The 25,709-nt window shown below is 73.7% G+C and carries 25 protein-coding genes; 11 read left to right on the forward strand and 14 right to left on the reverse strand.

The genetic code is table 11. The features are described 5' to 3' along the window. Position 1: 1 nt before the first annotated feature. Complete coding sequence (locus Mco01_RS29040; RefSeq protein ID WP_204060044.1) at positions 2 to 1,309, reverse strand: cytochrome P450; 1,308 nt, start codon at positions 1,307 to 1,309, stop codon at positions 2 to 4. 442 nt (positions 1,310 to 1,751) lie between these two features. On the opposite strand from Mco01_RS29040, the gene Mco01_RS29045 reads away from it, so the two are divergent. Beyond that, positions 1,752 to 2,696, forward strand: coding sequence for a ketopantoate reductase family protein (locus Mco01_RS29045; RefSeq protein ID WP_204060045.1), 945 nt, complete (start codon positions 1,752 to 1,754; stop codon positions 2,694 to 2,696). 100 nt (positions 2,697 to 2,796) lie between these two features. Further along, positions 2,797 to 3,930 (forward strand): cellulose binding domain-containing protein, encoded by a 1,134-nt coding sequence (locus Mco01_RS29050; protein WP_204060046.1) that lies wholly within the window; start codon positions 2,797 to 2,799, stop codon positions 3,928 to 3,930. 13 nt (positions 3,931 to 3,943) lie between these two features. Here the strand turns inward: Mco01_RS29050 and Mco01_RS29055 are convergent, their stop codons facing one another. After that, positions 3,944 to 4,612 carry a response regulator gene (locus Mco01_RS29055; protein WP_204060047.1) on the reverse strand — a complete coding sequence of 223 codons (669 nt, stop codon included), beginning with the start codon at positions 4,610 to 4,612 and terminating at the stop codon, positions 3,944 to 3,946. Between the two features lie 124 nt (positions 4,613 to 4,736). On the opposite strand from Mco01_RS29055, the gene Mco01_RS29060 reads away from it, so the two are divergent. Both Mco01_RS29060 and Mco01_RS29065 read left to right on the forward strand, forming a co-directional pair. Next, positions 4,737 to 4,940: an EF-hand domain-containing protein gene (locus Mco01_RS29060; protein ID WP_157099921.1), complete on the forward strand. Its 204-nt coding sequence runs from the start codon at positions 4,737 to 4,739 to the stop codon at positions 4,938 to 4,940. Between the two features lie 26 nt (positions 4,941 to 4,966). Continuing rightward, on the forward strand, positions 4,967 to 6,121 hold the full coding sequence (locus Mco01_RS29065) for a PucR family transcriptional regulator (RefSeq protein WP_486348083.1): 1,155 nt from the start codon (positions 4,967 to 4,969) through the stop codon (positions 6,119 to 6,121). A gap of 40 nt (positions 6,122 to 6,161) precedes the next feature. Here the strand turns inward: Mco01_RS29065 and Mco01_RS29070 are convergent, their stop codons facing one another. Beyond that, a complete protein-coding gene (locus tag Mco01_RS29070; protein WP_204060049.1) occupies positions 6,162 to 7,292 on the reverse strand; it encodes an NAD(P)/FAD-dependent oxidoreductase in 1,131 nt (376 codons plus the stop codon). 63 nt (positions 7,293 to 7,355) lie between these two features. Here Mco01_RS29070 and Mco01_RS29075 point away from each other — a divergent pair, with 63 nt between their 5' ends. The 6 genes from Mco01_RS29075 to Mco01_RS29100 all read left to right on the forward strand — a co-directional run bounded on the left by Mco01_RS29075 (position 7,356) and on the right by Mco01_RS29100 (position 13,296). Further along, complete coding sequence (locus Mco01_RS29075; RefSeq protein WP_239103986.1) at positions 7,356 to 8,003, forward strand: IclR family transcriptional regulator; 648 nt, start codon at positions 7,356 to 7,358, stop codon at positions 8,001 to 8,003. 83 nt (positions 8,004 to 8,086) lie between these two features. Further along, positions 8,087 to 9,259 (forward strand): homogentisate 1,2-dioxygenase, encoded by a 1,173-nt coding sequence (locus Mco01_RS29080; protein ID WP_204060050.1) that lies wholly within the window; start codon positions 8,087 to 8,089, stop codon positions 9,257 to 9,259. Beyond that, a complete protein-coding gene (gene fahA, locus Mco01_RS29085) occupies positions 9,256 to 10,374 on the forward strand; it encodes a fumarylacetoacetase (RefSeq protein WP_239103987.1) in 1,119 nt (372 codons plus the stop codon). Before Mco01_RS29080 ends, fahA begins: the two co-directional genes overlap by 4 nt. A gap of 61 nt (positions 10,375 to 10,435) precedes the next feature. Continuing rightward, entirely contained in the window at positions 10,436 to 11,587 is a 1,152-nt protein-coding gene (locus Mco01_RS29090) for a L,D-transpeptidase (RefSeq protein ID WP_204060051.1), read from the forward strand. Positions 11,588 to 11,728: 141 nt separating this feature from the next. After that, positions 11,729 to 12,160, forward strand: coding sequence for an NfeD family protein (locus Mco01_RS29095; RefSeq protein ID WP_036332703.1), 432 nt, complete (start codon positions 11,729 to 11,731; stop codon positions 12,158 to 12,160). 2 nt (positions 12,161 to 12,162) lie between these two features. Next, entirely contained in the window at positions 12,163 to 13,296 is a 1,134-nt protein-coding gene (locus Mco01_RS29100) for an SPFH domain-containing protein (RefSeq protein ID WP_204060052.1), read from the forward strand. Between the two features lie 57 nt (positions 13,297 to 13,353). On the opposite strand, the gene Mco01_RS29105 is transcribed toward Mco01_RS29100, so the two are convergent. Further along, on the reverse strand, positions 13,354 to 14,190 hold the full coding sequence (locus Mco01_RS29105; protein ID WP_204060053.1) for a class I SAM-dependent methyltransferase: 837 nt from the start codon (positions 14,188 to 14,190) through the stop codon (positions 13,354 to 13,356). 59 nt (positions 14,191 to 14,249) lie between these two features. Here Mco01_RS29105 and Mco01_RS29110 point away from each other — a divergent pair, with 59 nt between their 5' ends. Then, on the forward strand, positions 14,250 to 14,882 hold the full coding sequence (locus Mco01_RS29110) for a TetR/AcrR family transcriptional regulator (RefSeq protein WP_204060054.1): 633 nt from the start codon (positions 14,250 to 14,252) through the stop codon (positions 14,880 to 14,882). Between the two features lie 181 nt (positions 14,883 to 15,063). Here Mco01_RS29110 and Mco01_RS29115 read toward each other — a convergent pair whose 3' ends face one another. From Mco01_RS29115 to Mco01_RS29160, 10 genes are all read right to left on the reverse strand, one after another. After that, positions 15,064 to 15,444 carry a DUF1622 domain-containing protein gene (locus tag Mco01_RS29115; RefSeq protein WP_204060055.1) on the reverse strand — a complete coding sequence of 127 codons (381 nt, stop codon included), beginning with the start codon at positions 15,442 to 15,444 and terminating at the stop codon, positions 15,064 to 15,066. A 229-nt stretch (positions 15,445 to 15,673) separates the two neighbouring features. Then, the gene (locus Mco01_RS29120; protein WP_204060056.1) at positions 15,674 to 17,308 is read right to left on the reverse strand and encodes a GTPase; all 1,635 of its coding nucleotides are present in this window, start codon (positions 17,306 to 17,308) and stop codon (positions 15,674 to 15,676) included. Continuing rightward, on the reverse strand, positions 17,305 to 19,020 hold the full coding sequence (locus Mco01_RS29125; protein ID WP_239103988.1) for a GTPase family protein: 1,716 nt from the start codon (positions 19,018 to 19,020) through the stop codon (positions 17,305 to 17,307). Before Mco01_RS29125 ends, Mco01_RS29120 begins: the two co-directional genes overlap by 4 nt. A gap of 33 nt (positions 19,021 to 19,053) precedes the next feature. Next, on the reverse strand, positions 19,054 to 19,590 hold the full coding sequence (locus Mco01_RS29130; RefSeq protein WP_204060057.1) for a hypothetical protein: 537 nt from the start codon (positions 19,588 to 19,590) through the stop codon (positions 19,054 to 19,056). 10 nt (positions 19,591 to 19,600) lie between these two features. After that, a complete protein-coding gene (locus tag Mco01_RS29135) occupies positions 19,601 to 21,037 on the reverse strand; it encodes an ATP-binding protein (protein ID WP_239103989.1) in 1,437 nt (478 codons plus the stop codon). After that, positions 21,021 to 21,734 (reverse strand): response regulator transcription factor, encoded by a 714-nt coding sequence (locus tag Mco01_RS29140; RefSeq protein WP_036332709.1) that lies wholly within the window; start codon positions 21,732 to 21,734, stop codon positions 21,021 to 21,023. The genes Mco01_RS29135 and Mco01_RS29140 overlap by 17 nt, the downstream gene beginning before the upstream one ends. Then, positions 21,731 to 22,405 (reverse strand): hypothetical protein, encoded by a 675-nt coding sequence (locus Mco01_RS29145; protein WP_204060059.1) that lies wholly within the window; start codon positions 22,403 to 22,405, stop codon positions 21,731 to 21,733. Before Mco01_RS29145 ends, Mco01_RS29140 begins: the two co-directional genes overlap by 4 nt. Positions 22,406 to 22,421: 16 nt before the next feature. Beyond that, positions 22,422 to 23,705, reverse strand: a complete 1,284-nt coding sequence (locus Mco01_RS29150; RefSeq protein ID WP_204060060.1) for an ABC transporter permease — start codon at positions 23,703 to 23,705, stop codon at positions 22,422 to 22,424. Then, positions 23,702 to 24,442 carry an ABC transporter ATP-binding protein gene (locus Mco01_RS29155; protein WP_204060061.1) on the reverse strand — a complete coding sequence of 247 codons (741 nt, stop codon included), beginning with the start codon at positions 24,440 to 24,442 and terminating at the stop codon, positions 23,702 to 23,704. Before Mco01_RS29155 ends, Mco01_RS29150 begins: the two co-directional genes overlap by 4 nt. Beyond that, entirely contained in the window at positions 24,439 to 25,608 is a 1,170-nt protein-coding gene (locus Mco01_RS29160) for an efflux RND transporter periplasmic adaptor subunit (RefSeq protein WP_204060062.1), read from the reverse strand. Before Mco01_RS29160 ends, Mco01_RS29155 begins: the two co-directional genes overlap by 4 nt. Positions 25,609 to 25,709: the final 101 nt, after the last annotated feature.

A 25,709-nucleotide genomic window follows, 5' to 3' on the forward strand; every position in this document is an offset into this window, starting at 1 on the left:
CCTACGCCGCCTCGGCCGGGCGCAGGGTCAGCCGCACGTGCTGGCGCGGTCGCAGGGACGCGCCCATCCGGGGCGTGGCGACCTCCGGGCTGCAGGCGACCGGCCGGAACCGGGCGAGGAGGCCCGCGACGATCAGCCGCGCCTCGATCGCGAAGACGTGCATCCCGATGCACTGGTGGGGGCCGCCCCCGAAGGGGAAGTACGCGTACCGGTGCCGGCCCTCGGAGCGCCGCCGGGAGAAGCGGCCGGGGTCGAAGGCCTCCGGACGGTCCCAGAACGCCTCCATCCGATGGGTGACGTACGGGCTCACGACGACGGTCTCGCCCGCCTCCAGCCGCACCCCGCCCACGACCTCCGGCTCGACGACCATCCGGGGGAACAGCCACCCCACCGGGTACAGGCGCAGCAGCTCCTGCACGACCTGCCCCGTGTACGGCAGGCTCGCCAGGTGTCCCGGCCGTACGCGGTCGCGGCCCACCACCCGGTCGACCTCCTCGTACAGCCGCCCGGCCACCTCGGGATGCGCCGCCAGGAGGGGCCAGAGCCAGGTCAGCGCGCCGGCCGTGGTCTCGGTCGCGGTGGCGAGCATGGCGACCAGGTTGTCCCGGATCCACCGCGCGCTCACCTCGCCGCCCTCGGGGCCGCGGGCCCGGCACAGGGCCGAGAAGATGTCGTCGCCGTCGTCCGGCCGCCCCCGGTGCCGTTCCACCAGCGGGACCACGACGTCGTCGATCGCGGCGACGGCCCGCAGGAAGGCCCGGTCGCCGGGGACCCGCACCGAGTACGGCACGGACGGCAGCAGGTAGCGGACCACGACCGAGGCGCCGATCGAGTCGAAGGCGGGGGCCAGCCGCTCGGCGTCCGCCATGTCGATCTTGCCGCCGAAGAAGACCCGCACGACCGTCCGGTTGACGATCCTCGCCATGGACTCGGGGACGTCGATCTCCCGGCCCGCCTCCGCCGGGCCGGACAGCTCGTCGACTCCCTCGGCGACCGCGTCCGCCATCCGTCCGGCCAGGGCCTCGACGTGCTTGGCGGTGAACACCGGCTGCAGGACCTTGCGGCTCAGCTCCCACTCGGGGCCGTCCGACATGATGCCGTCGCCGAACAGGCGGTGGAGGGGCCGCCAGAAGACGCCGTCGCGCGTGTAGTTGGCGGCGTTGCCGCGCAGGACGTGCTGGAGGTGCTCGGGGTGCGTGACCAGGTACGGCCGGAAGGGGCCGAGGTTGACCCTGACGATCTCGCCGGCCGCCTCCCGTCCCATGTCGAGCAGGGCCCGCACGGGATCACGGAGGATCGCGGGGATCACGCGGCGAAAGGGTAGAGTTCGCGCTTTTCGCGCCGGTTCGGCACCAACATCCACGGACATGGCGGCTTGCTCCCCACATGACGATCACGCCATTCGCGAAGTATCGCATGATCAATTCGTGTTGATCAACATTGCAGGGGAGTGACAGTTTTGTCCCTTTTGTGGGGTTTGCCGGTCTTGTTGGGAGGGGTACGGCCGTGACCGGGGCAAACGGAAGGGGCCCGACCAGATCGGCCCGGCCCCCTCACGACGTGACGTCAGGCGTGACTGGTCACCAGCAGCGCGATGCCCACGAGAATGACGACGGGGATCAGCCACACCACGACCTCGCCGAGGAACTCCTTGTACATGGGGCCGATCCTCTCGGGGACGTGCGGAAAATGAACCGCACGCAGCATATTCGCTCGCGCGCGCAGGTGGAACCACGTGCCAGGATCGAGCAATGCGGTACATCGTCATCGGCGCCGGCGCCATCGGCGGGACCATCGGCGGCCGGCTGTTCCAGAGCGGGCACGACGTCCTCCTCGTGGCGCGCGGCGCACACCTTGAGGCGCTGCGCGCGGGGGGCCTGCGCCTGGTCGCCCCGGACGGCGAGGAGGTCCTCCCCATCCCGGTCGCGGACGGGCCCGTCCCCGTCCGCGACGGGGACGTGCTGGTCGTCGCCACCAAGGCCCAGGACACCGTGGCGGCCCTGCGGGGCTGGGACGACGCCCCGGTGGTCTGCGCGCAGAACGCGGTGCAGAACGAGCGCATGGCCCTGCGCCGGTTCTCCCGCGTGTACGGCATGTGCCTGTGGATGCCGGCCCTCCACCTCGAACCCGGGGTCGTGGCGTCGTACGGCGCGCCGTTATCGGGCATGCTCCCCCTCGGACGTTATCCACAGGGTGTGGACGACCTGGTCCAGCAGATGGCGGACGACCTCGGCAAGAGCCGCTTCGCCGCCTTCGCCGTCCCCGACGTGATGCGCTGGAAGTACGGCAAGCTGCTCGGCAACCTCGGGAACGCGGTCGAGGCGCTGTGCGGCCACGCCGAGGGAACCGAGGCCGTGAGCCGCCGGGCCAGGCAGGAGGGGGAGACCGTCCTCGCCGCCGCCGGCATCCCGTACTCGTCCGAGGAGGAGGAACGGGAGCGGCGCGGCGACCTGGTCGAGATGACTCCGCTCGGCGGGGTCGAGCGGCCGGGCGGGTCGTCCTGGCAGAGCCTGGCGAAGGGCAGCGGCTCGATCGAGGTCGACTACCTGAACGGCGAGATCGTCCTCCTCGGGCGGCTGCACGGGGTGCCCACTCCGGTGAACCTCGTCCTGCAGCGGGAGGCCACCCGGCTCGCCCGCGAGGGAGGCCGGCCTGGGTCGCTCGACGTGGCGGCGCTGGAGCGGCTGCTGCCCTGAACGTTACATGCGTCCTCGCAGGTCAGCGCCACCGCGACGGCCTGTCGCTGGGCCGGCGGGCCACCCGCTCCTAGCATCGCCGCCGACGACGGAGGGCGCGATGTCGAAGAGAAGTGCGGTGCTGGCGGCGCTGGTCATGGTGCTCGGGCTCCTGGTCGCCCGGCCCGCCCAGGCGGCCACGGTGCGGATCATGCCGCTCGGCGACTCGATCACCGGTTCCCCGGGCTGCTGGCGGGCCCTGCTGTGGAACAGGCTGCAGAGCAGCGGCTACACGGCGATCGACATGGTCGGCACGCTGCCCCCGCAGGGCTGCTCGGTGCCGTACGACGGCGACAACGAGGGCCACGGCGGCTACCTGGCCACCAACGTCGCGGACCAGAACCTGCTCCCCGGCTGGCTGGCGGCCACCCACCCCGACATCGTGATGATGCACTTCGGCACCAACGACGTGTGGAACAACAAGTCGCCGGCCACGATCACGGCCGCGTTCGGCAAGCTCGTCGACCAGATGAGGGCCGACAACCCGAACATGAAGATCCTGGTCGCCAAGATCCTCCCGATGAACCCGGGCAACTGCGCCGACTGCGGCCAGCGGGTGGTCGCGCTGAACGACGCGATCCCCGCCTGGGCGGCCTCCAAGAGCACGGCGGCCTCCCCGATCGTGGTGGTGGACCAGTGGACCGGGTTCAGCACGGCGGCCGACACCTACGACGGCGTGCATCCCAACGCGAGCGGCGACCAGAAGATGTCGGACCGCTGGTACCCGGCGCTGGCCGCCCTGCTGTCCGGCGCCACGCCCAGCCCCACGCCCAGCCCCACCCCGAGCCCCACGCCGACCCGCACGCCCACGCCCACGCCCAGCCCCACGCCGTCGCCGACGCCCACCCGGACTCCCACTCCGAGCCCCACGCCGTCGCCGCAGCCGACCCCCTCGGGATGCACGGCGACCTACACGATCACCAGTCAGTGGCCCGGCGGCTTCCAGGCCGACGTGACCGTGCGGAACACCCGGTCCACGCCCGTCAGCGGATGGACCGTGACCCTGCGCTTCCTCAACGGGCAGCAGGTGAGCCAGGCGTGGAACGCCACGCTCACCCAGTCGGGGGACACCGCGACGGCGCGGAACGTGAGCTGGAACGGGGCGCTCGCCGGCGGCGCCACCGCGTCCTTCGGCTTCCTGGCGAGCTGGAACGGCGCCAACCAGCCCATCGTCCCCGGCTGCGTCGCGTCGTGAGCCGGACGGCTCCCTAGGGCTGGAAGCGGTAGCCCATCCCGGGCTCGGTCAGCAGATGGACCGGCCGCCCGGGGTCGGGCTCCAGCTTGCGGCGCAGCTGGGCCAGGTACTGCCGCAGGTAGTGGGTCTCGCGCAGGTAGGCCGGGCCCCACACCTCGGTCAGGAGCTGGCGCTGGCTGATCAGCTTGCCGGGGTTGCGCAGCAGGATCTCCAGCAGGTGCCACTCGGTGGGGGTGAGCCGGACGCCGTTGGAGACGGTCTTGCCGGCCAGGTCCACCTCGACGTCCCCCAGCCGGACCCGGGCCTCGCCGGTCTCCTGGCCGCCCGCCCGGCGGGTGACGGCGCGGATGCGCGCGAGCAGCTCGTCGACGCCGAACGGCTTGGTCACGTAGTCGTCGGCCCCGGCGTCCAGGGCGTCCACCTTGTCGGCGCCGCCGGTCCGCCCGGACAGCACGATGATGGGCACACTCGTCCAGCCCCGCAGGCCCTGGATGACCTCCACCCCGTCCAGGTCGGGCAGCCCGAGGTCGAGGACGATCAGGTCGGGATGCCAGTCGGCCGCCTGGCGCAGCGCGCCCGCGCCGTCGGCCGCCACGGCCACCTCGTAGTGCCGCGCCGCCAGGTTGATGCGCAGCGCGCGCAGGAGCTGAGGCTCGTCGTCCACGACCAGGATGCGGGTCATCGCGCCTCCCCCGCGGCGGGACGCAACCCCGTCCCCGCCGCCTCCCCCATGGTTCCAGGTTACGACCTGGGGGTAGCGCGTCTGATCGGCTAAGGTGCTGACCGCGATCCCGGAGGAGGACGGCATGAGTGAATATGCGGTGACTTTCAACCTCATCGACGCCGATAAGGACGGGCGGATCTCCGCCGAGGAGCTGGTGCGGCTGATGGAGGTGCTCGGGGAGCCGCTGACCATCGACGGCGCCCAGGGGGCGATCTCCAAGGTCGACGCCGACGGAGACGGCCTGATCGACCTGGACGAGTTCGGCGCCTGGCTGGGCGGGCGCTGAAAGCCGACGACGAACTCTGGGGCGCGGTGCCCGCGGGTGTCGCGAGGCTCCTGCGTCCCCGGCTAGGCGACGTCGCGGACCAGATGATCACGGAGATCCAGCGCCGGGTGCCCGAGTACGCGCGCCCGGCCGACGAGATCTACCTGAAGGTCCTGCGGCTGTCGGTCAACGAGGCGTTGCAGGGGTTCCTGGAGCGCATCGAGAACCCTCGCGCGCCCTGGGACCCCGAGGTCTTCCGCACCATCGGGCGCGGCGAGGCCGCCGAGGGCCGCGACCTCGAGCCGTTCCAGACCGCGATGCGGCTCGGGGCGCGGGTGGCCTGGCGGCAGGTCACCGAGCAGGCGGGCGAGCTCGGCCTCGACCCCCAGACGCTGTACGACCTGGGCGAGGCCATCTTCATCTACCTCGACCAGCTCGCCGACGCCGCCGCCGAGGGGTTCGGCGAGGCGCGCGCCCACGCCGCCGGCGAGATGGAGCGGCGCCGGCGCCGCCTGCTCGACCTGCTGCTGAGCCGGCCCCCCGCCTCGCCCGAGGCCGTCGCCGACATGGCGCGGGCCGCAGGCTGGCGGCTGCCCCGGACGGTGGCCGGTGTGGCGCTGGAGGAGCGCGACAGCGGCTCGCCGTCGTCCCTGCTCCCGCCCGACGTGCTGGCCGGGCTCGACCGGCGCAGCCCGTGCCTCGTCGTGCCCGACCCCACCGGCCCCGGCCGCGCGCAGGCGCTGGAGCGGGCCCTGCGCGGCTGGCACGCCGCAATCGGCCCGCCGGTCCCGGTGGCCGCCGCCGCGACCTCGCTCCGCTGGGCCGGCGAGGCGCTCGACCTGGCCCGGCGCGGCGTCCTCCCGCAGGAGGGCCTGCTGCACTGCGCCGACCACATGGCCACACTCGTGGTGTTCAAGGACGAGGAACTGGTGGCCGCGCTGGCCGAGGTACGGCTCGCGCCGCTCGCGCACCTCCGCCCGGCCCAGCAGGACCGTCTCGCGGAGACCCTGCTGGCGTGGCTCCAGCACGGCCGCGGGGTGGCCGAGGTCGCGGCCGGGCTCCACGTCCACCCCCAGACCGTCCGCTACCGGCTGCGTCAGCTGGAGGAGCTGTACGGCGACCAGCTGGCCGACCCCGACGTCCGGTTCGAGCTGGAGATCGTCCTGCGGGCCCGCCAGGCGAGGTCCGGCCGTCCGGAGTGATCCGCCGCGTCCCACCGGCCGCCGCGCGCGGCGGCGCCGATCAGAAGGCGGCGGAGCGGCCGCTCGTCCTGAGCCCGTGGGCGGGCCGCCGCTCGTGCAGGCCGAACCGCGCCTCCGGCGCCCACCGCCCGTCGAGGATCCCGGCCACGTAGTCGGCCAGGGCCGGCGCGTGCTTGAAGCCGTGCCCCGAGTCGCCGCCGAGCAGCCACACGCCGTCGGCGACCTCCGCGACGATCCACTCGGAGTCCCTGGTCAGCGTGTACTGGCAGACCTGGCTGAAGACGACGGGCGCGCCCACCAGGGACGGGAACCTGCGGGCGAGGTGGGCCCGCGCCGCCCGCTCGGCGCCCTCCGTGACCCGCCGGTCGCCGGACTCCGGGTCGTACGGCTCGCCCTCGGCGTCGTCGGTCACCTTCATCCCGGTGCCGTCGAGGTCGCCGTGGCCGTACGCCGCCATCTCGTAGTCGCAGAACGCGGGCACGGGCGGGGTCGCCCACGCGGACGGCACGCCGAAGTGGAAGGTGTCCTGCCGGGTGACCTCCACCTCCACCCCGAACTCGGCGCCGAACACCTCGGGCAGCCAGGCGCCGCAGGCCCACACCACCCGGTCGGCCGTCAGCACCTCCCCGTCCGCGACGACGCCCGTGCCCCCGCCGTACGGCAGGGCTCGCGCGCGGACCAGGCGGACGCCGGCGTCGAGGGCGAGCCTGGCCGTCACCTGGGTGGCGCGCCGGGCCCGCAGCACCCCGGCGTGCGGCTCCCACAGGGCGAACGCGAGGTCGTCCGTCCCGAGCCCGGGGAAGCGGCGCGCGGCCTCGTCCGGGTCGAGCAGGGCGTGCGGGACGCCGAGCGCGTCGAGGACCCGCGCGCTCCGGCGCTCCGGGCCGTCCTCGCGGTGGGCGAACCACATCAGGCCGGACTCGCAGAACAGCTCCTCGCCGGTCCGCTCCTCCAGGCGCCGCCAGCCCTCGCGGGCCCGCCACGCCATCCCGGCGTACCAGTCGTCCGAGCCGTGGCCGCACCGCAGCAGCCGCGTCTCCCCCGCGCTCGACTGGCGCACGTGCCCCGGCGTGTACTGCTCGACCAGCGTCACCCGCCACCCGGTCTCCGCCAGGCGCAACGCCAGTGAGGACCCCCAGATCCCCGCGCCCACCACGACGACCGACCTCATCGCAGCCCTCCTCCGGAGCCTCCGGCCTCCGCGTCCCGCGCCGGGGGCCGGGATAATCGAATCATGATGGCGGCCGAGTCGGCGCAGACGCTGGAACGGGGATTGCAGCTGTTGCGGCTGCTCGCGGACGGCAACCGGGGCCGCACGCCCACCGAGCTGGCCCAGGAGCTGGGGCTGAGCCGCCCGGTGGTGTACCGGCTGCTCACCACCCTCCAGGCCGAGGGCTTCGCCCGCAGGGACGCGGCCGGCCGGGTGCACCTCGGGTTCGGCGTGCTCGTGCTGGCCCGGGCCGTCCAGCCGTTGCTGCGGGCGGCGGCGATGCCCGCGCTCCGCGCGCTCGCCGAGCAGGCGGGGGCGACCGCGCACCTGACGGTGGCCGAGGGCGACGAGGGGCTCGCCGTGGCGGTCGTCGAGCCGTCCTGGACCGACTTCCACGTGGCCTACCGGGAGGGCTCCCGCCATCCGCTGACGCGGGGCGCGGCCGGCCTCGCCGTCCTGGCGCTGCGCTCGGGCGACGAGCGGGCGCTGCACAGCAGCCGCGGCCAGCTCCAGGAGGGCGCCCAGGGCGTCGCCGCGCCCGTACGGGGGCTGCCCTGGCTGGAGGCGTCCGTGGGGGTGGTCAGCTTCACCGACCTCGACCTCGACAAGGTGGGCCCGCTCGTCCTGGCCACCGCGGAACGGCTGGCCGAGGCGCTGACCGACGGGGTTTGACAGGGACGGCACGCATGACGGAAGGTCGTACGTATAGGGGACGAAGCTGTCCGCTTAACGGACACGCTCTGCTGGAGGTCGTCATGCCGCACTACCGTGTCGTCGGCGAGGTGCCCCGCAAGCGCCACGTGCAGTTCCGCAGGCCCGACGGCGGCCTGTACAAGGAGGAGCTGATGGGCGAGGAGGGCTTCTCCTCCGACTCCTCGCTCCTCTACCACCGCCACGCGCCCACGGCGATCGTGAAGGCCGAGGCGGTCGAGACGGGAGGAGCGGCGCTCACGCCGAACCTGCCGCTGTCCCCGCGCCACTTCCGCACCGGGGACCTGTCGCCCGGCGGCGACCTCGTCACGGGCCGCATGCTGCTGGCCGGCAACGGCGACGTCCGCATCTCGTACGCCGCCACCGGGAGCCCGAGCGAGCTGTACCGCAACTCGATGGGCGACGAGTGCGTCTACCTCGCGAGCGGCCGGGCGCGCTTCGAGTCCGCGTACGGGGCGCTCGACGTGGGCGAGGGCGACTACGTGGTCGTCCCCACCGGCGCCGTCCACCGCTGGGTGCCCGAGGGCCCGGTCACCGCGCTCGTCGTCGAGGCCGCCGGGCACATCCGGCCGCCGAAGCGCTACCTGTCCCAGTACGGCCAGTTCCTGGAGCACGCGCCGTACTGCGAGCGCGACCTGCGCGCCCCGGGCGAGCCGCTGCTGGTGGACGGCGAGGAGGTCCCGGTCCTGGTCCGCACGCGCGGCGGGCTGACCCGGCTCACCTACGCGAACCACCCGTTCGACGTGGTCGGCTGGGACGGCTGCCTGTACCCGTACGCCTTCAACATCCAGGACTTCGAGCCGATCGTGAAGCGGACCCACGCGCCGCCGCCGGTTCACCAGACGTTCGAGGGGCCGGGCTTCGTGATCTGCTCGTTCTGCCCCCGGCCGCTCGACTTCGATCCCGAGGCCGTGCCGATCCCGTACAACCACCACAACGTGGACTCCGACGAGTTCATGTTCTACGCGGGCGGCGACTACACGGCCAGGAGGGGGTCGGGCATCGACGTCGGATCCGTCTCGCTGCACCCGGCCGGCTTCACGCACGGGCCGCAGCCGGGCGCGGTGGAGGCCGCCGTCGAGGCCGTGCGGCAGGGCGTCACGCAGACCAGCGAGCTCGCGGTCATGCTCGACACGTTCCGCCCGCTCGACCTCGGCCCCGCGGCCCTGGCCTGCGAGGACCCCGGGTACGCCTGGACGTGGGCGGGCCGCGGGTGACGCCGGCGCGGCGCGGCCTGCCCTACGGCGTGTTCTCCCGCCCCGGCGAGCCCCGGCGGGTGGGGGTGCGGGTCGGGGACCAGGTCCTCGACCTCGCGGCCGCCCTGGGCGACGAGGTGTTCGCGGCCCCGGTCCTGAACCCGTTCATGGCCCTGGGCCGCGTGGCGTGGCGGGAGGCGCGCGAGCGGGCGGCGGAGGCGGCGCGGACGGGCGACCACCTGCTCCCGCTCGACGCGGTGACCCTCCACCTGCCGATCGAGGTGGCCGACTACGTCGACTTCTACGCCTCGCTGGAGCACGCGACCAACCTCGGCCGGATCCTGCGCCCCGGCGAGGAGCCGCTCAAGCCCAACTGGCGGCATCTGCCGGTCGGCTACCACGGGCGGTCCGGGACCGTCGTCGTGTCGGGCACGCCAATCAGGCGGCCGTGCGGCCAGCGCCCGCCGTCCACCCCGGGGGGACGGCCGTCCTTCGGGCCGTCCCTCCGCCTCGACCTGGAGGCGGAGGTCGGCTTCGTCGTGGGGACGCCCACGCGGCTCGGCGAGCGCGCGGGGGCCTTCGAGGACCACGTCTTCGGCGTCACCCTGGTCAACGACTGGAGCGCCAGGGACATCCAGGCCTGGGAGTACGTCCCGCTCGGCCCGTTCCTGGGCAAGTCGTTCGCGACCTCGGTCTCGCCGTGGATCACCCCGCTCGACGCCCTGGAGGGCGCGCGCGTCGAGGGGCCGCCGCAGGAACCCGAGCCGCCCGCCTACCTGCGCAGGGCCGCCCCCTGGGGGCTCGACCTCGCGCTGCGCGTCCAGATCAACGGTGAGACGGTCGCCGAGCCGCCGTACCGGGACATGTACTGGACGCCGGACCAGATGCTCGCCCACCTGACCGTGAACGGCGCCTCGGTGCGCACGGGCGACCTGTTCGCGAGCGGCACCGTCTCCGGGCCCCGCGACCCCGGCTCGCTGGTCGAGCTGACCCGGAACGGCGCCGAGCCGTTCAAGCTGGCCGACGGTGCGGCCCGGACGTTCCTGGAGGACGGCGACACCGTCACTCTGACCGCCACCACCCGGGACGGGATCTGTCTCGGCGAGGTCTCCGGCACGGTCGTTCCCGCGACTTAGCGTGTTCCTGTCGTCACCCGTCGCTACCCTGGGGAGCCCCGAGTAGCGAAGGCAGGAACGCATGCGTGTGATCGCCTGGGCGGCGGCCCTCCTCCTCGCCGTCGCCGGATGCGCCGTCCGGGTGCCGCCCGCGCCGCGCGTCACGATGACCCCGGCGCCGGACGCCGTGGGCGCGCCGCCGGACGGCGGGCTCGTGGTCCGGGCCGACGGCGGCCGGCTGACCAACGTGGTCGCGTTCGCCGGGCGCGATCTCGTGCCGGGCGCGTTCGACCGCTCCCGCACGGTCTGGCGCTCGTCCTGGGCCCTGCGTCCCGGCACCGACTACGTGGTGAACGCGCTGGCCGTCGGGCCGCAGGGCGTCGCCGGGCGGCTCACCGGCCGGTTCCGGACCCTCCGGCCCCACCACGAGGTGGCCCTCGCCTCGGTCGTGCCGTCCGACGGGGAGACCGTGGGCGTCGGCATGCCGATCATCGTGACGTTCACCCGGCCCGTGGAGAACCGGGCGGCGGTCGAGCGGGCGCTGGCCGTGACCGGGCCGGTCGAGGGGGCGTGGCACTGGTTCGGCCCGTCCCAGGTCGTCTACCGGCCCATGCGGATGTGGCCGGCCAGGAGCAGGATCGCGTTCACGGCCCACCTGGCCGGGGTGCGGGCCGGCCCCGGCACGTACGGCGCCGCCGACCGGTCCGTCTCCTTCACCGTGGGCCGCGCGATGGTCAGCACGGTCGACACCCGCGTCCACCGGATGGTCGTCCGGCAGGACGGCGTCGTGGCCCAGCGCATTCCGATCAGCGCCGGCATGGCCACGACCCGGGAGTACACCACCACGAGCGGCATCCACCTGACGATGGAGAAGGGCAACCCGGTCCGGATGGTGTCGCCCGGCCGGCGGAAGGGCGACCCGGAATACTACGACAACCTCATCGACTACGCCGTGCGGATCTCCAACAGCGGGGAGTACGTCCACGCGATGGGCAACGTGTGGGCCCAGGGGCGGATCAACATGAGCCACGGCTGCGTGAACGCGAGCCCGGACCAGGCGCGCTGGTTCTACGAGCACGCCCTGCGCGGCGACCCGGTGATCGTGACGGGCACCTCGCGGAGGCTCGAGTGGAACAACGGCTGGGGCTACTGGCAGATCTCCTGGCCCGACTGGCTCAGCGGCAGCGCCCTCCACCGCGTGCCCGAGTTCGTCAGGGGCGCCGCCGGCCCCTGACGGGCCTCGCCTTCGCGGGAACCGGCCCTCGAAGGGGACGGAAACAGTCCTGGAGGCAGGGGATGACGGCGGCCGGAAGAGTTAGCGTTAAGGGAAGGAACCCCCCGAAAGCGGGATCCGTTCATTGCTATGGAGGCGGCAATGGACCCCTGGATCGTCTGGCTCATCCTGGCGGCTGCCCTCGGCGTCGCGGAGATCTTCACGCTGACCGCCGCGCTCGGGCTCCTGTCGATCGCCGCCCTGCTCACCGCGGGCGTCGCCCTGGTCGGCCTGCCGCCCGGCCTCCAGTTGGCCGTCTTCGTCATCGCCTCGGCCGCCGGCCTCGCGGGAGTCCGGCCGTTCGCCCTGCGGCACATCAGACAGCCGCCGCCCCGGCGCTTCGGCGTCTCCGCGCTCATCGGCAGGCCCGCGTACGTCACCCGGGAGGTGACCGGCCGCGACGGCAGGGTCCAAATCGGCGGCGAGGAGTGGTCGGCCCGCGCCTACGACGACAGCCTGGTCATCCCCGCCGGCGCGAAGGTCGACGTCATCGAGATCGAGGGCGCGACCGCCCTCGTCTATCCACGGGAGTGAGCATGGACGCAGCCCTCATCGCCGGACTGATCGTCGCTCTGGTCGCCGTCTTCACGGTGCTGCGCTCGGTCCGCATCGTCCCGCAGGCGAGAGCCGGGAACGTCGAGCGTCTGGGCCGCTACTACCGCACGCTCGGGCCCGGGCTGAACTTCGTGATCCCGTTCATCGACCGGGTGCGTCCGCTCATCGACCTGCGCGAGCAGGTGGTCTCGTTCAAGCCGCAGCCCGTCATCACCGAGGACAACCTCGTCGTCGACATCGACACCGTGCTGTACTTCCAGGTCACCGACCCGAGGGCGGCCGCGTACGAGATCGCCAACTTCATCCAGGGCGTCGAGCAGCTCACCGTGACGACGCTGCGCAACGTCGTCGGCGGCATGGACCTGGAGAAGACGCTCACCTCCCGCGACACGATCAACAGCCAGCTGCGCGGCGTGCTCGACGAGGCCACCGGCAAGTGGGGCATCCGGGTCAACCGGGTCGAGATCAAGGCGATCGACCCGCCGAAGACCATCAAGGAGGCCATGGAGAAGCAGATGCGCGCCGAGCGGGACAAGCGCGCCGCCATCCTCACCGCCGAGGGCCAGCGGCAGTCCCAGATCCTCACGGCCGAGGGTGAGAAGCAGAGCGCCATCCTGCGGGCCGAGGGCGAGCGGACCGCGCAGATCCTCAAGGCCGAGGGCCAGTCGCGGGCCATCGACGAGGTGTTCCAGGCCGTGCACCGCAACGACCCCGACCCGAAGCTGCTGGCCTACCAGTACCTCCAGGTGCTCCCCCAGCTCGCACAGGGCCAGGGCAACACGTTCTGGGTGATCCCGAGCGAGGTCACCTCGGCGCTGCAGGGGGTGTCGAAGGCGTTCACGGAGGCGCTGCCCGTCTCGCCGGCCCTGCGAGAGCGTGAGGACCACGGCGAGAGCGAGGCCGTCGCCGAGGCCGAGCGGGCGGCCGCTGAGGCGAGGGCCGCCGCGGAGGACAGCGAGCTCGGCCCCCGCCAGATCGCCTCGGGCCGGCGCTCGTTCGACCCGCTCACGTCGATGGGCGGCTCAGGGGCCGGGCGCGACGATGTCCAGGACGGACCGGTCGCCGGGGAGGGCGTGCCGAGCCCGGCCGTCCATGAGGAGCCCGGCCGTCCATGAGGAGCCGGCCGTGCCTCCGGTTCCTCCCTCGGGCGCGGCCGGACGCCGTCCCCGTCCTCAGGGCCTGACGGCGCTCACCAGCCATACCGCGCCGGGGATGCGGACGCCCTCCGGGGTCTCGTAGGCGAGGAGTCCGGCCCGCAGCTCCTCCCGCGTCCGCTCGACGACGGACGGGTCGACCCCGTCGAGGTTGAAGCGGACCGGCCCCTGGCTGAGGATGAAGCCGGCGGCGTCGGCCGCGTCCCGGCCGTAGTCCATCGGCGCTTCGACCGGCCTGACGACCACGTCGGCGAACCCGGCCGCAGTGAGCACCTCGCGAATGCGGGCCGGATCGACCAGCGATCCCATGCCCCGCGCGGCCGGGGACGGCATGCGCATCAGCGGCTTCAGCGCCGCGGTGGCACGGGCGTAGTCGCTGTCCGGCCCGCCGGGCTGCGGGCCCATGAAGACGAGCCGCCCACCCGGCCGAAGCCCCCGCCGGATGTTGGCGAAGCCGGCGACCAGGTCGCCGAAGAACATCACCCCACCACGGCTGATCGCGACGTCGAAACCACTGGCGGGAAACCCGTGGACCTGGGCGTCCCCCTGCTCGAACGTGACGTTGCCGACGCCCTGCTCCGCCGCGTCGGCGCGGGCGCGCTCCAGCATCGGCGCCGAGATGTCGACGCCCACGACGTGCCCGCGGGACGCCAGGCGTGCGGCGCGCAGCGTGATCTCGCCGGTGCCGCAGCCGACGTCGAGGACGCGGTCGTCCTCGACGATCGCCGCGATGCGGAAGAAGTCGTCGGTGAAGCCGGCGACTGTCGCGTTGTAGCGGGCGGCGTCGTTCGCCCAGTTGACGCCCTCCCAGCCGTTCCACGCTTCCGCGTGCTCTCTGTTCGCGATCGACTGCATGGATCCTCCCGTAACTAGAGTTGGTATCTAGAGTTCAACTCTAGAGATAAGCTACAGCCATGAGTCAGGTCAAGAGCGAGGACAAGCGGACCCGCAGGCCCAAGGAGACGCGCAGGCGCATCCTGGACGCGGCGCGTGACCTGTTCGTCCAGCAGGGATACGGCGCGACGGCGCTCCAGGAGATCGCCGACCGGGCCGGTGTGGCCGTCCAGACGATCTACTTCACGTTCGGCAACAAGCGCGCGCTGCTCAAGGAACTGGTGGACGTGTCGATCGCCGGCGACCACGAGGCGATCGCCACGATGGATCGCCCCTGGTTCCGCGAGGCCCTCGCCACCGAGACCGCCTCCGCGCAGCTGCGGCTCCACGTGCGGGGGACGCGGGGGATCCTGGAGCGGGTGGCTCCGATCATCGAGATGCTGCGGGCCGCCGCCCTGACCGACCCGGGGATCGGCGAGCTCTGGGCCCACGACGCCGACCCGCGGTTCGCCGTCCACGCCACGGCCGCCCGATCACTGGTGGCCAAACCGGGGGCCAGAGCCGGGGTGACGGCCGAGCAGGCCGCCGACCTGCTGTTCGGCCTGCTCAGCCCGGAGCTGTACCTGGTGTTCGTCCGCGACCGCGGCTGGACGCCAGACCGGTGGGAGCGCTGGACGCACGAGACCCTGAGCTCCCAGCTCTGCGCTGGGTGACCGCCTCCGCGGCCGGATCGGCGCTCCCGCCCGCCCCACCGACCGGCGCACCGCCTACGGCGTGATCGCGATCCTGGCGGTGCTCGGCCTGGTGTTCCCGCTCGCGGCATCCCAGGCCGGTAGACGGGCAACGAAACCCGGAAGGTTCATAAGCCGATCTCTGTCCCAGATGGGCCTGGATTCAGGACGGGGGGATGCGTGACGAGTCAGGGACCGCTTTCGCAGGGGATTGCCACGGCCAGCGGCGCTCGAGCTCCACCTGCAGAGACAGGCTGAGAAAGGTGCGCACCAAAACGATCACGGCGAGCACGCCGACGCTCTGAAAGGTCGGAGAGATCGCCACGGTGCGGATGATGTCGCCGGCGACGAGGAACTCAAGGCCGAGGAGGATGGCGCGCCCCATTCCTCTGCGATACCGCCGATAGGCATCCTCCGTCGGGCGGCGGAGCAGGAACGAGCGCACGAACAAGACGGTCGCCACCAACGCGCCGACGACGATCACGGCGACGCCGGCCGTGTCGATCGCCCGCCCGACGGTCTCGATGACGGGCACGAGGTCCACGTTCGGGCTCCAGGATTTCCGGCGATCTACGCTCCTGTCGATGGCCCTTCATGCCCGGCCCGGCAGCGGTCGAATCATCTCGACGAGGGACCTCCGGTCGAACGTCCGGCTCTCAGGGGGCTCAGGAGGGACGAAGCGGTGGGTCGTCGTACGGCCGCCCGCGAACGGCGCCCGCCCCACCGGCGACCGGCCGGCCCCGGGACCGCCGGCTGTGTGACCTCTCGACCCGTCAACCGGGTTCGGCGGCGGCGGTGGCGAGGGCCCGGACAAAGTGGGTGTAGCGGGACAGCTCGTCGTTCGCCGGCGTGACGACGAGGTCGTGGGCGACCCGCTCGACGCCCGCCCGCAGTGCCTTCGCGGTCCTCCGCGCGCGCCGTCGGCCGCCGAGCCAGGCGGCGGCGCGGGAGAGCAGCGCGACGAACACGCCGCCGAGCACACCGCCGGCCAGCAGGACCGTCGGCCACGGCACCCTGCCGAGGGTCGGCGTGGGCGGCCGGGTCAGCAGGAGGTAGTCGACCGCGAACAGCGCGAACAACCACAGCGCCCCGGCGGCCGTCGCGACCACCATGAGCCACTGCAGCGCCCCGACCGCGCGCCACCAGCGAGGCGCCCGGGAGGCGTCGAGCGAGGTGACGGCCACGGTGCGGTCGAGGGCGTCGGTCAGTTCGCCGGCCCGCGACCGGGCGGCGTGCCGTATGGAGGACGCCCAGGGCTCAGGCACGTCCCGGGCGGCGGCGGCCCCCACGTCGCGCAGGGCCGTGTCCACGGCGGAGACCTGGACGGCGGTGGCCGGCGGCAGGGACGTGCGGACGCCTCCGCGGGTCAGGTGGAGGCGGCGCAGCGGGTCGGGACGCAGACGGCGCAGCCACCGGGTGACCGGCCATCCCGTGGCGACGATCGAGCGGTGCACATGGGCCTTGGCCACGGCCCGGACGACGACCGGCACGGCCGCGGCCTCCTCCAGCGCCCGCGTGAGCGACCGGTCGAGCGTGACCGGGGACGGCCCCGCCGCGCCCTCGTCGAGGAGGTCCTCCTCCTTCCACAGGGCGGTGGCGGCCGTGGCGGCGTCGGCGGCGAGCCGGGACGCCCACGCCCGCCGCTGGGCCACCCGCCGGTCGAGCAGGGCGCGCAGCTCGCCCACCCCCTGGCCGGTACGGGCCGAGGCGCCGATGACGGGGACGTCGTCCAGGCCGTCGGCGGCGAGCAGGCCCTTCAGGTCGTCGAGGCAGCGGGCCACGGCCCGGGCGGGCAGCCGGTCGATCTGGTTGAGCACGACCACGGTGACATCGCGGTGGCGGGCGAGCGGCCGCAGGTACCGCTCGTGCACCGCCGCGTCCGCGTACTTCTGCGGGTCGAGCACCCACACGAGCAGGTCGACCACGCCGACGAGCCGGTCCACCTCCAGCCGGTGGGACAGCTCGATCGAGTCGTGGTCCGGCAGGTCGAGCAGGATCAGCCCGGCGCTCCCCGGCGACTGCGGGCCGGCCGGGGCGCCCTCGGGCCCGGCGCCGATCGTGTGGCGGAGGGGCACGTCGAGCCAGTCGAGCAGCGGGCCCGAGCCGTCCGGCCCCCACACGGCGGCCTGGGCCTTGGAGGTCGTCGGCCGGGTCACCCCGACGGTCGCGAGCTCGGCTCCCGCGAGCGCGTTGAACAGCGACGACTTCCCGCTCCCGGTGGCCCCGGCCAGGGCGACGGCCGTGTGGTCGGCCGACAGGCCGCGCCGCACCCCCGCCCGTTCGACCACGGCGCGGGCGCGGTCGACGGCGGCGCCGTCGAGGCGGCCCTCGGCGAGGTCGGCGGCCTCGGCCAGCGCCGCCAGCCGGTCGTCCAGCGGCACCGCCGTCCTCCTGCGCAGGAGCTTCACAGGTCGCCCCTCTCCTGTACGGCCTTGGCCGCCTCCCGCAGGCGCGCCGCCGTGTCGTCGGCGGGGCCCAGGCCGTCGAGCAGGGACGTGAATCGCGCCCGCTCCAGGTCGAGCAGCTCGCGGACCCGGCGACGCAGGTCCTCGCGGGCGTCCTGGGTCAGCGCGCGGACGGCCTGGTCGCCGAAGACGGCCTCCAGCAGCTTCTGGCTGAGCACGCTCGTGCCGCCCGCGATGCCGATCTCGATGCCGGTGATGCCGCCGGTGGAGGAGAACACGGCCAGCATGAGCAGCACGCCCAGGCTGTTCACGCCGAAGGAGGCGGCCCGGGCGAGCGTCCGCCGGTCGGCGCCCTGCGACCTGACCAGCTCGAGCACGTACCCCTGCCAGCCCCGCACCGCGTCCGCGGCCCGGCCCGGCAGGTCGGCGGAGGCGCGGCCGAGCCGTCCGGTGACCGTGACGCCCGACCGCTCCAGCAGGTCGCGCCCGGCGGGCATGGCCAGCCACGACTCGACCGCCCGCTCGGCCGACGCGTCGGCCGTGGACCGGACGAGCGACTCGACGCCGCTCTCCAGCGCGACGCGCAGCTCCCTGTCGGGGGCCGGACGGCCGCGGAAGACGGCCGTGATGCGGTCGCGGAGCCATCCGATGCGGGACTCCAGCGACCGCATCAGGTCACCGGTCCCGACGAAGTCCTGCCACCGGGCGAGGACCTCACCGCGCAGCAGCAGGCCGTCCCGCATGCCGTCGTCGAAGGCCGACATGCCCGTGTCGTACGCCTTCTCCACCACCGCCCGGAGCTCGGCGATGCCGGCACGCTGACGGTCCACCCGGTCGGCGAGGTCGGGCACGCGGGTGGCGAGGCTGTCGAGGGCGCCGGTGAGGGTCCGCCGCACGACGGCGGCGCGGGAGCGGGCGTCCACCGACAGCTCGGCGAGCCAGGTGGCGATGGGCTGGACGGCGGCCGCGGGGAGCCTGGCGCGCTCGGAGGGCAGCTCCAGCTCGGGGACGGTGAACAGCGGGGTCCCGGCGAGGCCGTTGGCCCGCAGCAGGCGCACCAGGTCGGCCACGACCGGCTCGCGCGCCTCGGCCGGCACCCGCTGGAGGACGACCGCGAGGGCCGTGCTCCGCTCCCGCGCCTGCCGCAGGAAGCTCCACGGCACCTCGTCGGCGTACCGGGCGGCGGTGGTGACGAACAGCCACAGGTCGGCGGCCGCGAGAAGCTGCGCCGCGAGCTCCCGGTTGGCGGCCACCACGGAGTCGATGTCGGGGGCGTCGAGCAGCGCCAGCCCGGCGGGCAGGCTCCCGGCCGTGGCGATCCTCAGCGTGCCCGGCTCGCCCCGGCCGCCGCCGGTGACCCGCGGCAGCCCGGGCAGGACCTTCGGCGAGGTGAACCACTCCCGGTCGGCCGGGTTCGCCACCAGGGTCGGGGCGAGGGTGGTCGGGCGCAGCACGCCGGGCTCGGCGACGGTCTCGCCGACCAGGGAGTTGACCAGGGTCGACTTCCCGGCCCCCGTCGAGCCCCCGACGACGGCCAGCAGCGGGGCGTCGATGGCGGCCAGCCGCGGCAGCAGGTAGTCGTCGAGCTGGCCGCTCAGCTCGCGCAGCGCGCGGCGGTCGGCCGCGACGTCACCGATCGCCAGAGGGAACAGCTCGTGGCGGAGGTGCCGCCGCAGGCTCAACAGAGCCGTCAGAAGCCCCTCGTTGCCCGCCATACCCCCCGACCTTCCCGGTGGAGGGGCCTCGAATCACGCGCTGGGCGAGGGGGCCGCCGTGGGCAGCAGCACCCGGCACTTCTCGAACGCCTTGGCCACCTTGGGGTCGCTGCGGTCGAGCCCGCGCAGGCCGTTCTGGTCGCCGAGCGTCACCCCGTTGTCCTTCATGCAGCCGCGGAACGCCTGCATGGCCGCCGGGTCCCCGCCGTTCCGGCCGAAGCCGCCGCCGCCGAAGCCACCGCCGCCGAAGCCGCCCTGCGGCATCAGCGACCGGCACGCCTGGAACGCCTTCTCCATCTCGGGGGACATGGTCCGGAAGCCGCCGCTCGGCCGTCCCGAGGGCCAGGCCGAGGGACGGCCGGAGGGACGTGCGGTGGGACGGCCGCTGGGGAGGGTCACGCCGTTCTTGCGCAGGCATTCGGTGAACGCCGCCCGGGAGGCGGCGGCGCCGGACGCCCCGCTGGGCGCGGCGGCGGGCGCGCTCGCCGTGTCTCCGCCTCCTCCGCAGCCGGCCACCGAGACGGCCAGCGCGGCGCAGGCGGCCGCGGACAGGAAACGCACGGGTCGCATAGGGATCGACCTAACCTTTCGTGACGGGCGGGCACGCCGGCAGGTGGACGCGGAAGACCGCGCCGTGACCGGGCTCGCTCTCGGCCGTGATCGTGCCGCCGTGCGCCTGGACGAGCGCGGCGGCGATGGACAGCCCCAGCCCGGTGCCGCCGGAGTCGCGGCTGCGGGCGGGGTCGGCGCGGTAGAACCGTTCGAAGACCCGCTGGGCGTCGCCCGGAGGCAGCCCGGGGCCCTCGTCGGCCACCTCGATCACCGCGAGGGGGCCGGTGAGCACGCCCACCCCGACGCGGAAGGGGGTCCCTGGCGGCGTGTGCCGGAGGGCGTTGCCGATGAGGTTGCCGATGACCTGGCGCAGCCGGGTCTCGTCGCCCACCACCCTGACCGGCCGGTCGGAGTCGTCGAGCCTGAGCAGGTCGATCTCCCGGTCGGGCGCGAGCACCTGGGCGTCGAGCACGGCGCCGGCCGCCAGGCTCAGCAGGTCGACCGGACGGCGGTCGAGCGGCCGCTGCTGGTCGAGGCGGGCGAGCAGCAGCAGGTCGTCGACGAGCAGGCCCATCCGCACGGCCTCGTCCTCGATGCGGCGCAGCAGCAGGGCGGGGTCCTGCGACCGCTGCTGCCGGAACAGCTCGGCGAAGCCCCTGATGGACGTCAGCGGCGTGCGCAGCTCGTGGGAGGCGTCGGCCATGAACCGGCGCATCCGCTCCTGCGAGGCCTCCCGGTCGCGGAACGCGGCCTCGATCTGCGACAGCATGCCGTTGATGGCCCGGCCGAGCCTGCCCATCTCGGTGCGGGGATGCCGCAGCGGCACCCGGCGGGACAGGTCGCCGACCGCGATGGCCTCGGCCGTCCGCTCGATCTCCCCCAGGGGGCGCAGGCTGCGCCGTACGAGCCAGTAGCCGGCGAGACCGAGCGCGACCAGCACGGCGCAGCCGACCCCGGACACGATGATCACGAGCCGGGAGACCGTGCCGTCGATGTCGTTCAGGCTGATGGCGGCGGCGCGGAAGCCGCCCCGGCCGTCCCTGGTGGCGATCACCCGCCACAGGGTCCCGGACGGCGACACGGCGGTGAACAGCCACGGGTCGCGTCCCGTGGAAGGCGCCGACAGGGTCGGCGGGTCGACGTTCGGCGGCTCCTGGATGGTGCGGACGACGGCGCCGTTCCCGTCGAGCTCGACCACGTAGAAGGAGCCGAACAGCCGCTGCGGGCGCCCCGGGTCGGCGCCGCGCGGCAGCAGGGGCGGGGCGCCGGGCGGCTCGGGCATCCGCCGCCCGACGGCCATGAGCTGGTTGTCCACCCGGTCGACCAGGTAGCCGCGCAGGAGCTGCACGGCGAAGCCGCCGGTGAGGGCGATCGCCAGGGCGACCATGAGCAGCGTCCCGCCGACGAGCCGCAGCCAGAGCGGGGTCCTGGCCAGACGCCGTTTCAGCTCACTGACGCGGAGCACGGAGGACATAGCCCACGCCGCGGAGCGTGTGGATGAGCTTCGGCTCGGCCGTGTCGACCTTGCGCCGCAGGTAGGAGACGTACGACTCGACCACGTTGCGGTCGCCGCCGAAGTCGTAGTGCCACACGTGGTCGAGGATCTGCGCCTTGGACAGCACCCGGCCCTGGTTGATCAGGAAGTAGTGCAGCAGCTTGAACTCGGTCGGCGACAGCCGCACCGGCCGGCCCGCCCGCCACACCTGCCGGGAGTCCTCGTCCAGCTCCAGGTCCGCGACCCGCAGGCGGGCCGGTTCGCCCTCACCCGAGCGCGTACGGCGGAGCACGGCCCGGATCCGCGCCAGCACCTCCTCCAGGCTGAACGGCTTGGTGACGTAGTCGTCGCCCCGGCCGAGCCCGCTGACCTTGTCCTCGGTGGCGTCCCGCGCGGTGAGGAACAGCACGGGGACGCGCCGCCCGGACGCCCGGAGCCGGTCGCTCACGGAGAAGCCGTCCATGTCGGGCAGCATCACGTCGAGCACGATCAGGTCGGGCCTCACGCGCTCGGCGACCTGCACGGCCTCCCGGCCGTCGGAGGCGGTCATCACCTCGAAGCCGGCGTACCGCAGGCTGGCCGACAGCAGTTCCCTGATGTTCGGCTCGTCGTCGACGACCAGCAGGCGCGCCTCCGGCGCCGCGCGGCGCTGCCCGGGGACGCTCACGAGCCCGCCCTCCGGCCCGCGAGCTGGGAGCTCTCGGTCACCGTGGTCGCGGTCACGTTGCCCTGCGCGTCCTTCGTCCCGTTGACGACGACGACGTTGCCCGGCTTGAGGTCGCTCACCTTGCCGGCCTTCGAGACCTGGATCTTCGTGTCCTTGCCGGTCGTCACCGTGACGACCCCGCCGCCCGCCGTCTGCACGTAGACCTTGCCGCCGTCCACGAGCTTGACCGTCCCGAACGTCACGCCGCCTCCTCCGAAGCCGCCGCCGGAACCGCCTCCGGCGCCGAAGCCCCCGCCGTTGCCGAAGCCGCCGAATCCTCCGCCGCCGGCCCGCGCCCCCGTCCCCGCTCCCGCCGCGCCGCCGCCTGCCCGGCCGGGGAAGGCCGAGGCCGAGCCCGTACCGCCGAAGGCCTTGTGCGCCTGGATGCCGAGCAGCAGGCCCGCGACGAGCAGGACGGCCCCGGCGAGGGTCAGCGTGAGCTTCGACGCTCCGGCGCCTCCCGGCCGCGCCGCCAGCACGTCGGCCAGGTCGTCGTCGAACGGCGAGGACTCCAGCACGTCCTCGGTGCTGTGCCTGCTCACATCCATCTCCCTGCTGTCCGTGGAGGGCGCCTGCCCGTCGTCCGCCGTACGGCGGTGGCCGCCGCCTCCCGGGGATCTCCACATCGCCATGTCTCGCTCCCCGTCGTCACTCGAAGCGGAGGGCTTCGATCGGCCGCAGCTTGGCGGCGCGGTTGGCCGGATAACTCCCGAAGAACAGGCCGATCGCCACCGAGACGCCGAGCGCCAATGCGATCGAGGCCGGGACGATCACCGGCTGGACGCCCGCGATCGTGAACTGGGCGCCGATCACCGCGATGAGCACGCCGAGCAGGCCGCCGACGAGGCTGAGCATCGTGGCCTCGGCGAGGAACTGCCCGAGGATGGCGCCCCGCGGCGCCCCGATGGCCTTGCGGATGCCGATCTCCCGGGTCCGCTCGGTCACCGTGACCAGCATGATGTTGGTGATCCCGATGCCGCCCACCAGGAGGCTGATCGCGGCCACGGCCCCGAGCAGCACGGTGAACGTGCCGGTCGCCGCGCTCACCGTCTCCTGCAGGGTGGCCTGGTTGAGGATGCGGAAGTCGGCGGCGGCCGTCCCGGTGACGCCGTGCCGCTGGTCGAGCACCTGCGTCACCTCGGCCTGGGCGGTGTCGACGGTGTCGGCGCTCTTGGCCTGGACGAGGATCTGGCCCAGCGGGCCGAACCCGGTCAGGCTCTGCTGCACGGCCGGCAGCGGCGCGATCGCCACGTCGTCGGCGTCCTGGAACCCCGACGACCCGGCCTCCTTGAGCACTCCGACGACCGTGAACGGCACGCCCGACACGTTGATCTGCTTGCCGACCGGGTTCACCGTGCCGAACAGGTCCTGGGCCACGGTGTGCCCGATGACCACGACCTTCCTGGCGGCCAGGACGTCGTCGTTGAAGAAGTACGTCCCGGCGGCGACGGGCTTGTTCGACGCCTCGAAGTAGCTGGGGTAGGTGCCGACGAGCTGCTGGATCGAGTGGCTCGCGCCCTCGTACGTCGCGGTCTGGGCCTGGGCGGTCACGACCGGGGAGACGCTCTTGACCGAGGGGGCCTCCGCCGGGTCGGCGAGCGCCCGGGCGTCCTCCACGGTCAGGTCCTTGGCCTGGGTCCGGGGACCCGACCCCTGGCCGCCCTGCCCGCCGCCGCCCCCGCCGAACAGCCGGGCGAACCCTCCCCCGCCGCCTCCGCCGCCTCCGCCCGCGGTGGACGGCATGACGGTCAGGGAGTTGGCGCCGAGCCGCTGGATGTTCTGCTGGATCTGCTGCGAGGAGCCCTGGCCCACGGCGACCAGGAGGATCACCGCGGCGACCCCGATCAGGATGCCGAGCATGGTCAGCGCGCTGCGCATCTTGTTGGCGGCCAGGCCCCGGAGGGCGAACCGCAGGACCTCGGCGGCGTTCACGACGCCACCCCGGCGAGCCGCGGCGGCAGCCCGGTCACGGGCGCGGTGCGGGCGTCCTCGACCACCTGGCCGTCCATGAGGCGGACGACCCGCTTGGCGTGCGCCGCGACCTCCTCCTCGTGGGTGATGACGACGAGGGTCCGGCCGCTCGCGCTGAGCCGGTCGAAGATGGTCATGATGTCCTCGCTGGACTTGCTGTCGAGGGCGCCCGTGGGCTCGTCGGCGAGCAGCAGGGTCGGCGCCGTGACGAGTGCCCGGGCCACGGCGACCCGCTGCTGCTGGCCGCCGGACAGCTCGTTGGGCTGGTGGCCGACCCGCTCGGCCAGCCCCACCCGGTCGAGCGCGGCCAGCGCCCGCCTGCGCCGCTCGGCCGCCTTCACACCCCCGTACGCCAGGGGGAGCTCGACGTTGGCGAGGGCGCTCATGCGGGGGATCAGGTTGAACGACTGGAAGACGAACCCGACCTTGCGGTTGCGCAGGATCGCCAGCTGGAACTCGTCGAGCGCGCCGACGTCGGTGCCGTCGAGCAGGTAGCGGCCGGACGACGGCACGTCGAGGCAGCCGATGATGTTCATCAGCGTCGACTTGCCGGAGCCGGAGGCGCCCATGATGGCCACGTAGTCCCCGGTCTCGACGGTCAGCGAGACCCCGCGCAGCGCGCGGACGGTCGTCTCCCCCTCGCCGTACACCTTCGCGACCTGCCGGAGGTCGAGGACCGGGGTCCGCCGGGCGCTCATCTCGCGCCCCTGCCGCCGCCACCGCCGCCGCCGAAGTTGCGGCCCAGCCCGCCCCCGCCTCCTCCGGGGAACGGGAACCCGCCCGTGCCGCCGGTCGTCGTGGGTAGCGGACGCACCACCTGGTCGCCCTCGTCGAGGCCCGACGTGATCTCGGTGGTGGTGTCGCCCTTGACGCCGACCTGCACCCTGCGCACGACCTGCCTGCCGTTCTCCAGCACGGTCACCGTGCTCTGGCCGCCCGCGGTCGTGACCGTCGAGGTCGGCACGGTCAGCACGTCGTCGGCCCGGTCGACCGTCACCTGGACGCTCGCCGTCTGGCCGAGCCGCACGGTCGACGGGACGCCGGTCAGCGAGATCGTGACCGCGTACTGGACGACGTTGTTGTTCGTCTGGGGCTGGGGGTCGATCACGGTGACCTTGCCGTCCGCGGTGACGCCGGTGAGGGCGTCGAACGTCACGGTCGCCGCCTGGCCCACCTTGAGCCGGGTGACGTCGGCCTCGGTGAAGTCGCCGACGATCTGCAGCCGGGACGGGTCGGCGAGCTGGATGAAGCCGCCGGACGCCGTGCTCTGCGAGCCGCTCTGGGACGACCCGCCGCCCTGGGAGCCGCCGCTGCCCGACCCGCCGCCGGACGCACCGCCGGACGCACCGCCGGAGCCGTTCGAGGAGCCGCCCTCCGAGCCGTTCACCGCGGTGACGACCCCGGCGAACGGCGCCTTGATCACGGTGCCGGTCACGGCCCGCTCGGCGGCGCGGTAGGAGTTGCGGGCGCTGATGTACTGCGAGTAGCCCGAGGCGGTCGAGGTGTCCGCGTCGGAGGCGGCGTCGAAGCTCGCCTTCGCGGCGTCGAGGTTCTCCTGCGCCGTCGTGTCGTCGAGACGGGCGAGCACCTGGCCCTTCTTGACCTTGTCCCCGGCCTTCACCTTGACGGACTCGACCGTTCCGCTCGTCCCGAAGTCGAGCGCGCGGGTGCGGGCGCTCTCCACCGAGCCGGAGGCCGAGACCGAGGCCAGGACGGTTCCCCGGGTGACGCGGGACGTCAGCGGCGACGCGTCGGCCGAGGAGTCGCCCCCGAGGGACGCCCAGGCCGCCGCGATCCCGCCCAGCAGGAGCACCAGCAGGACGCCGTTGATCAACAGCGTCCTGCGCTTCGTCGACAGCTTCACGACGACGAACCCTGGCAAACAGCGCTTCGGGCAACCTCGGCCGTTGCTGAGGGTTTGCTGGCAGTCGTCGTATCCACAGTCAACTCTCAGGTTCGGCCAAG

It is taken from the genome of Microbispora corallina (assembly GCF_016863035.1).
In the GTDB taxonomy this organism is placed as follows: Bacteria; Actinomycetota; Actinomycetes; order Streptosporangiales; family Streptosporangiaceae; genus Microbispora; species Microbispora corallina.

Bases quoted from the DNA above. Each gene is read 5' to 3' on its own strand.
- Mco01_RS29045 (WP_204060045.1), top strand. From the start codon at position 1,752: ATGCGGTACATCGTCATCGGCGCCGGCGCCATCGGCGGGACCATCGGC.
- Mco01_RS29050 (WP_204060046.1), top strand. From the start codon at position 2,797: ATGTCGAAGAGAAGTGCGGTGCTGGCGGCGCTGGTCATGGTGCTCGGG.
- Mco01_RS29055 (WP_204060047.1), bottom strand. From the start codon at position 4,612: ATGACCCGCATCCTGGTCGTGGACGACGAGCCTCAGCTCCTGCGCGCG.
- Mco01_RS29060 (WP_157099921.1), top strand. From the start codon at position 4,737: ATGAGTGAATATGCGGTGACTTTCAACCTCATCGACGCCGATAAGGAC.
- Mco01_RS29070 (WP_204060049.1), bottom strand. From the start codon at position 7,292: ATGAGGTCGGTCGTCGTGGTGGGCGCGGGGATCTGGGGGTCCTCACTG.
- Mco01_RS29075 (WP_239103986.1), top strand. From the start codon at position 7,356: ATGATGGCGGCCGAGTCGGCGCAGACGCTGGAACGGGGATTGCAGCTG.
- Mco01_RS29080 (WP_204060050.1), top strand. From the start codon at position 8,087: ATGCCGCACTACCGTGTCGTCGGCGAGGTGCCCCGCAAGCGCCACGTG.
- Mco01_RS29090 (WP_204060051.1), top strand. From the start codon at position 10,436: ATGCGTGTGATCGCCTGGGCGGCGGCCCTCCTCCTCGCCGTCGCCGGA.
- Mco01_RS29095 (WP_036332703.1), top strand. From the start codon at position 11,729: ATGGACCCCTGGATCGTCTGGCTCATCCTGGCGGCTGCCCTCGGCGTC.
- Mco01_RS29100 (WP_204060052.1), top strand. From the start codon at position 12,163: ATGGACGCAGCCCTCATCGCCGGACTGATCGTCGCTCTGGTCGCCGTC.
- Mco01_RS29105 (WP_204060053.1), bottom strand. From the start codon at position 14,190: ATGCAGTCGATCGCGAACAGAGAGCACGCGGAAGCGTGGAACGGCTGG.
- Mco01_RS29110 (WP_204060054.1), top strand. From the start codon at position 14,250: ATGAGTCAGGTCAAGAGCGAGGACAAGCGGACCCGCAGGCCCAAGGAG.
- Mco01_RS29125 (WP_239103988.1), bottom strand. From the start codon at position 19,020: ATGGCGGGCAACGAGGGGCTTCTGACGGCTCTGTTGAGCCTGCGGCGG.
- Mco01_RS29130 (WP_204060057.1), bottom strand. From the start codon at position 19,590: ATGCGACCCGTGCGTTTCCTGTCCGCGGCCGCCTGCGCCGCGCTGGCC.
- Mco01_RS29145 (WP_204060059.1), bottom strand. From the start codon at position 22,405: ATGGCGATGTGGAGATCCCCGGGAGGCGGCGGCCACCGCCGTACGGCG.
- Mco01_RS29155 (WP_204060061.1), bottom strand. From the start codon at position 24,442: ATGAGCGCCCGGCGGACCCCGGTCCTCGACCTCCGGCAGGTCGCGAAG.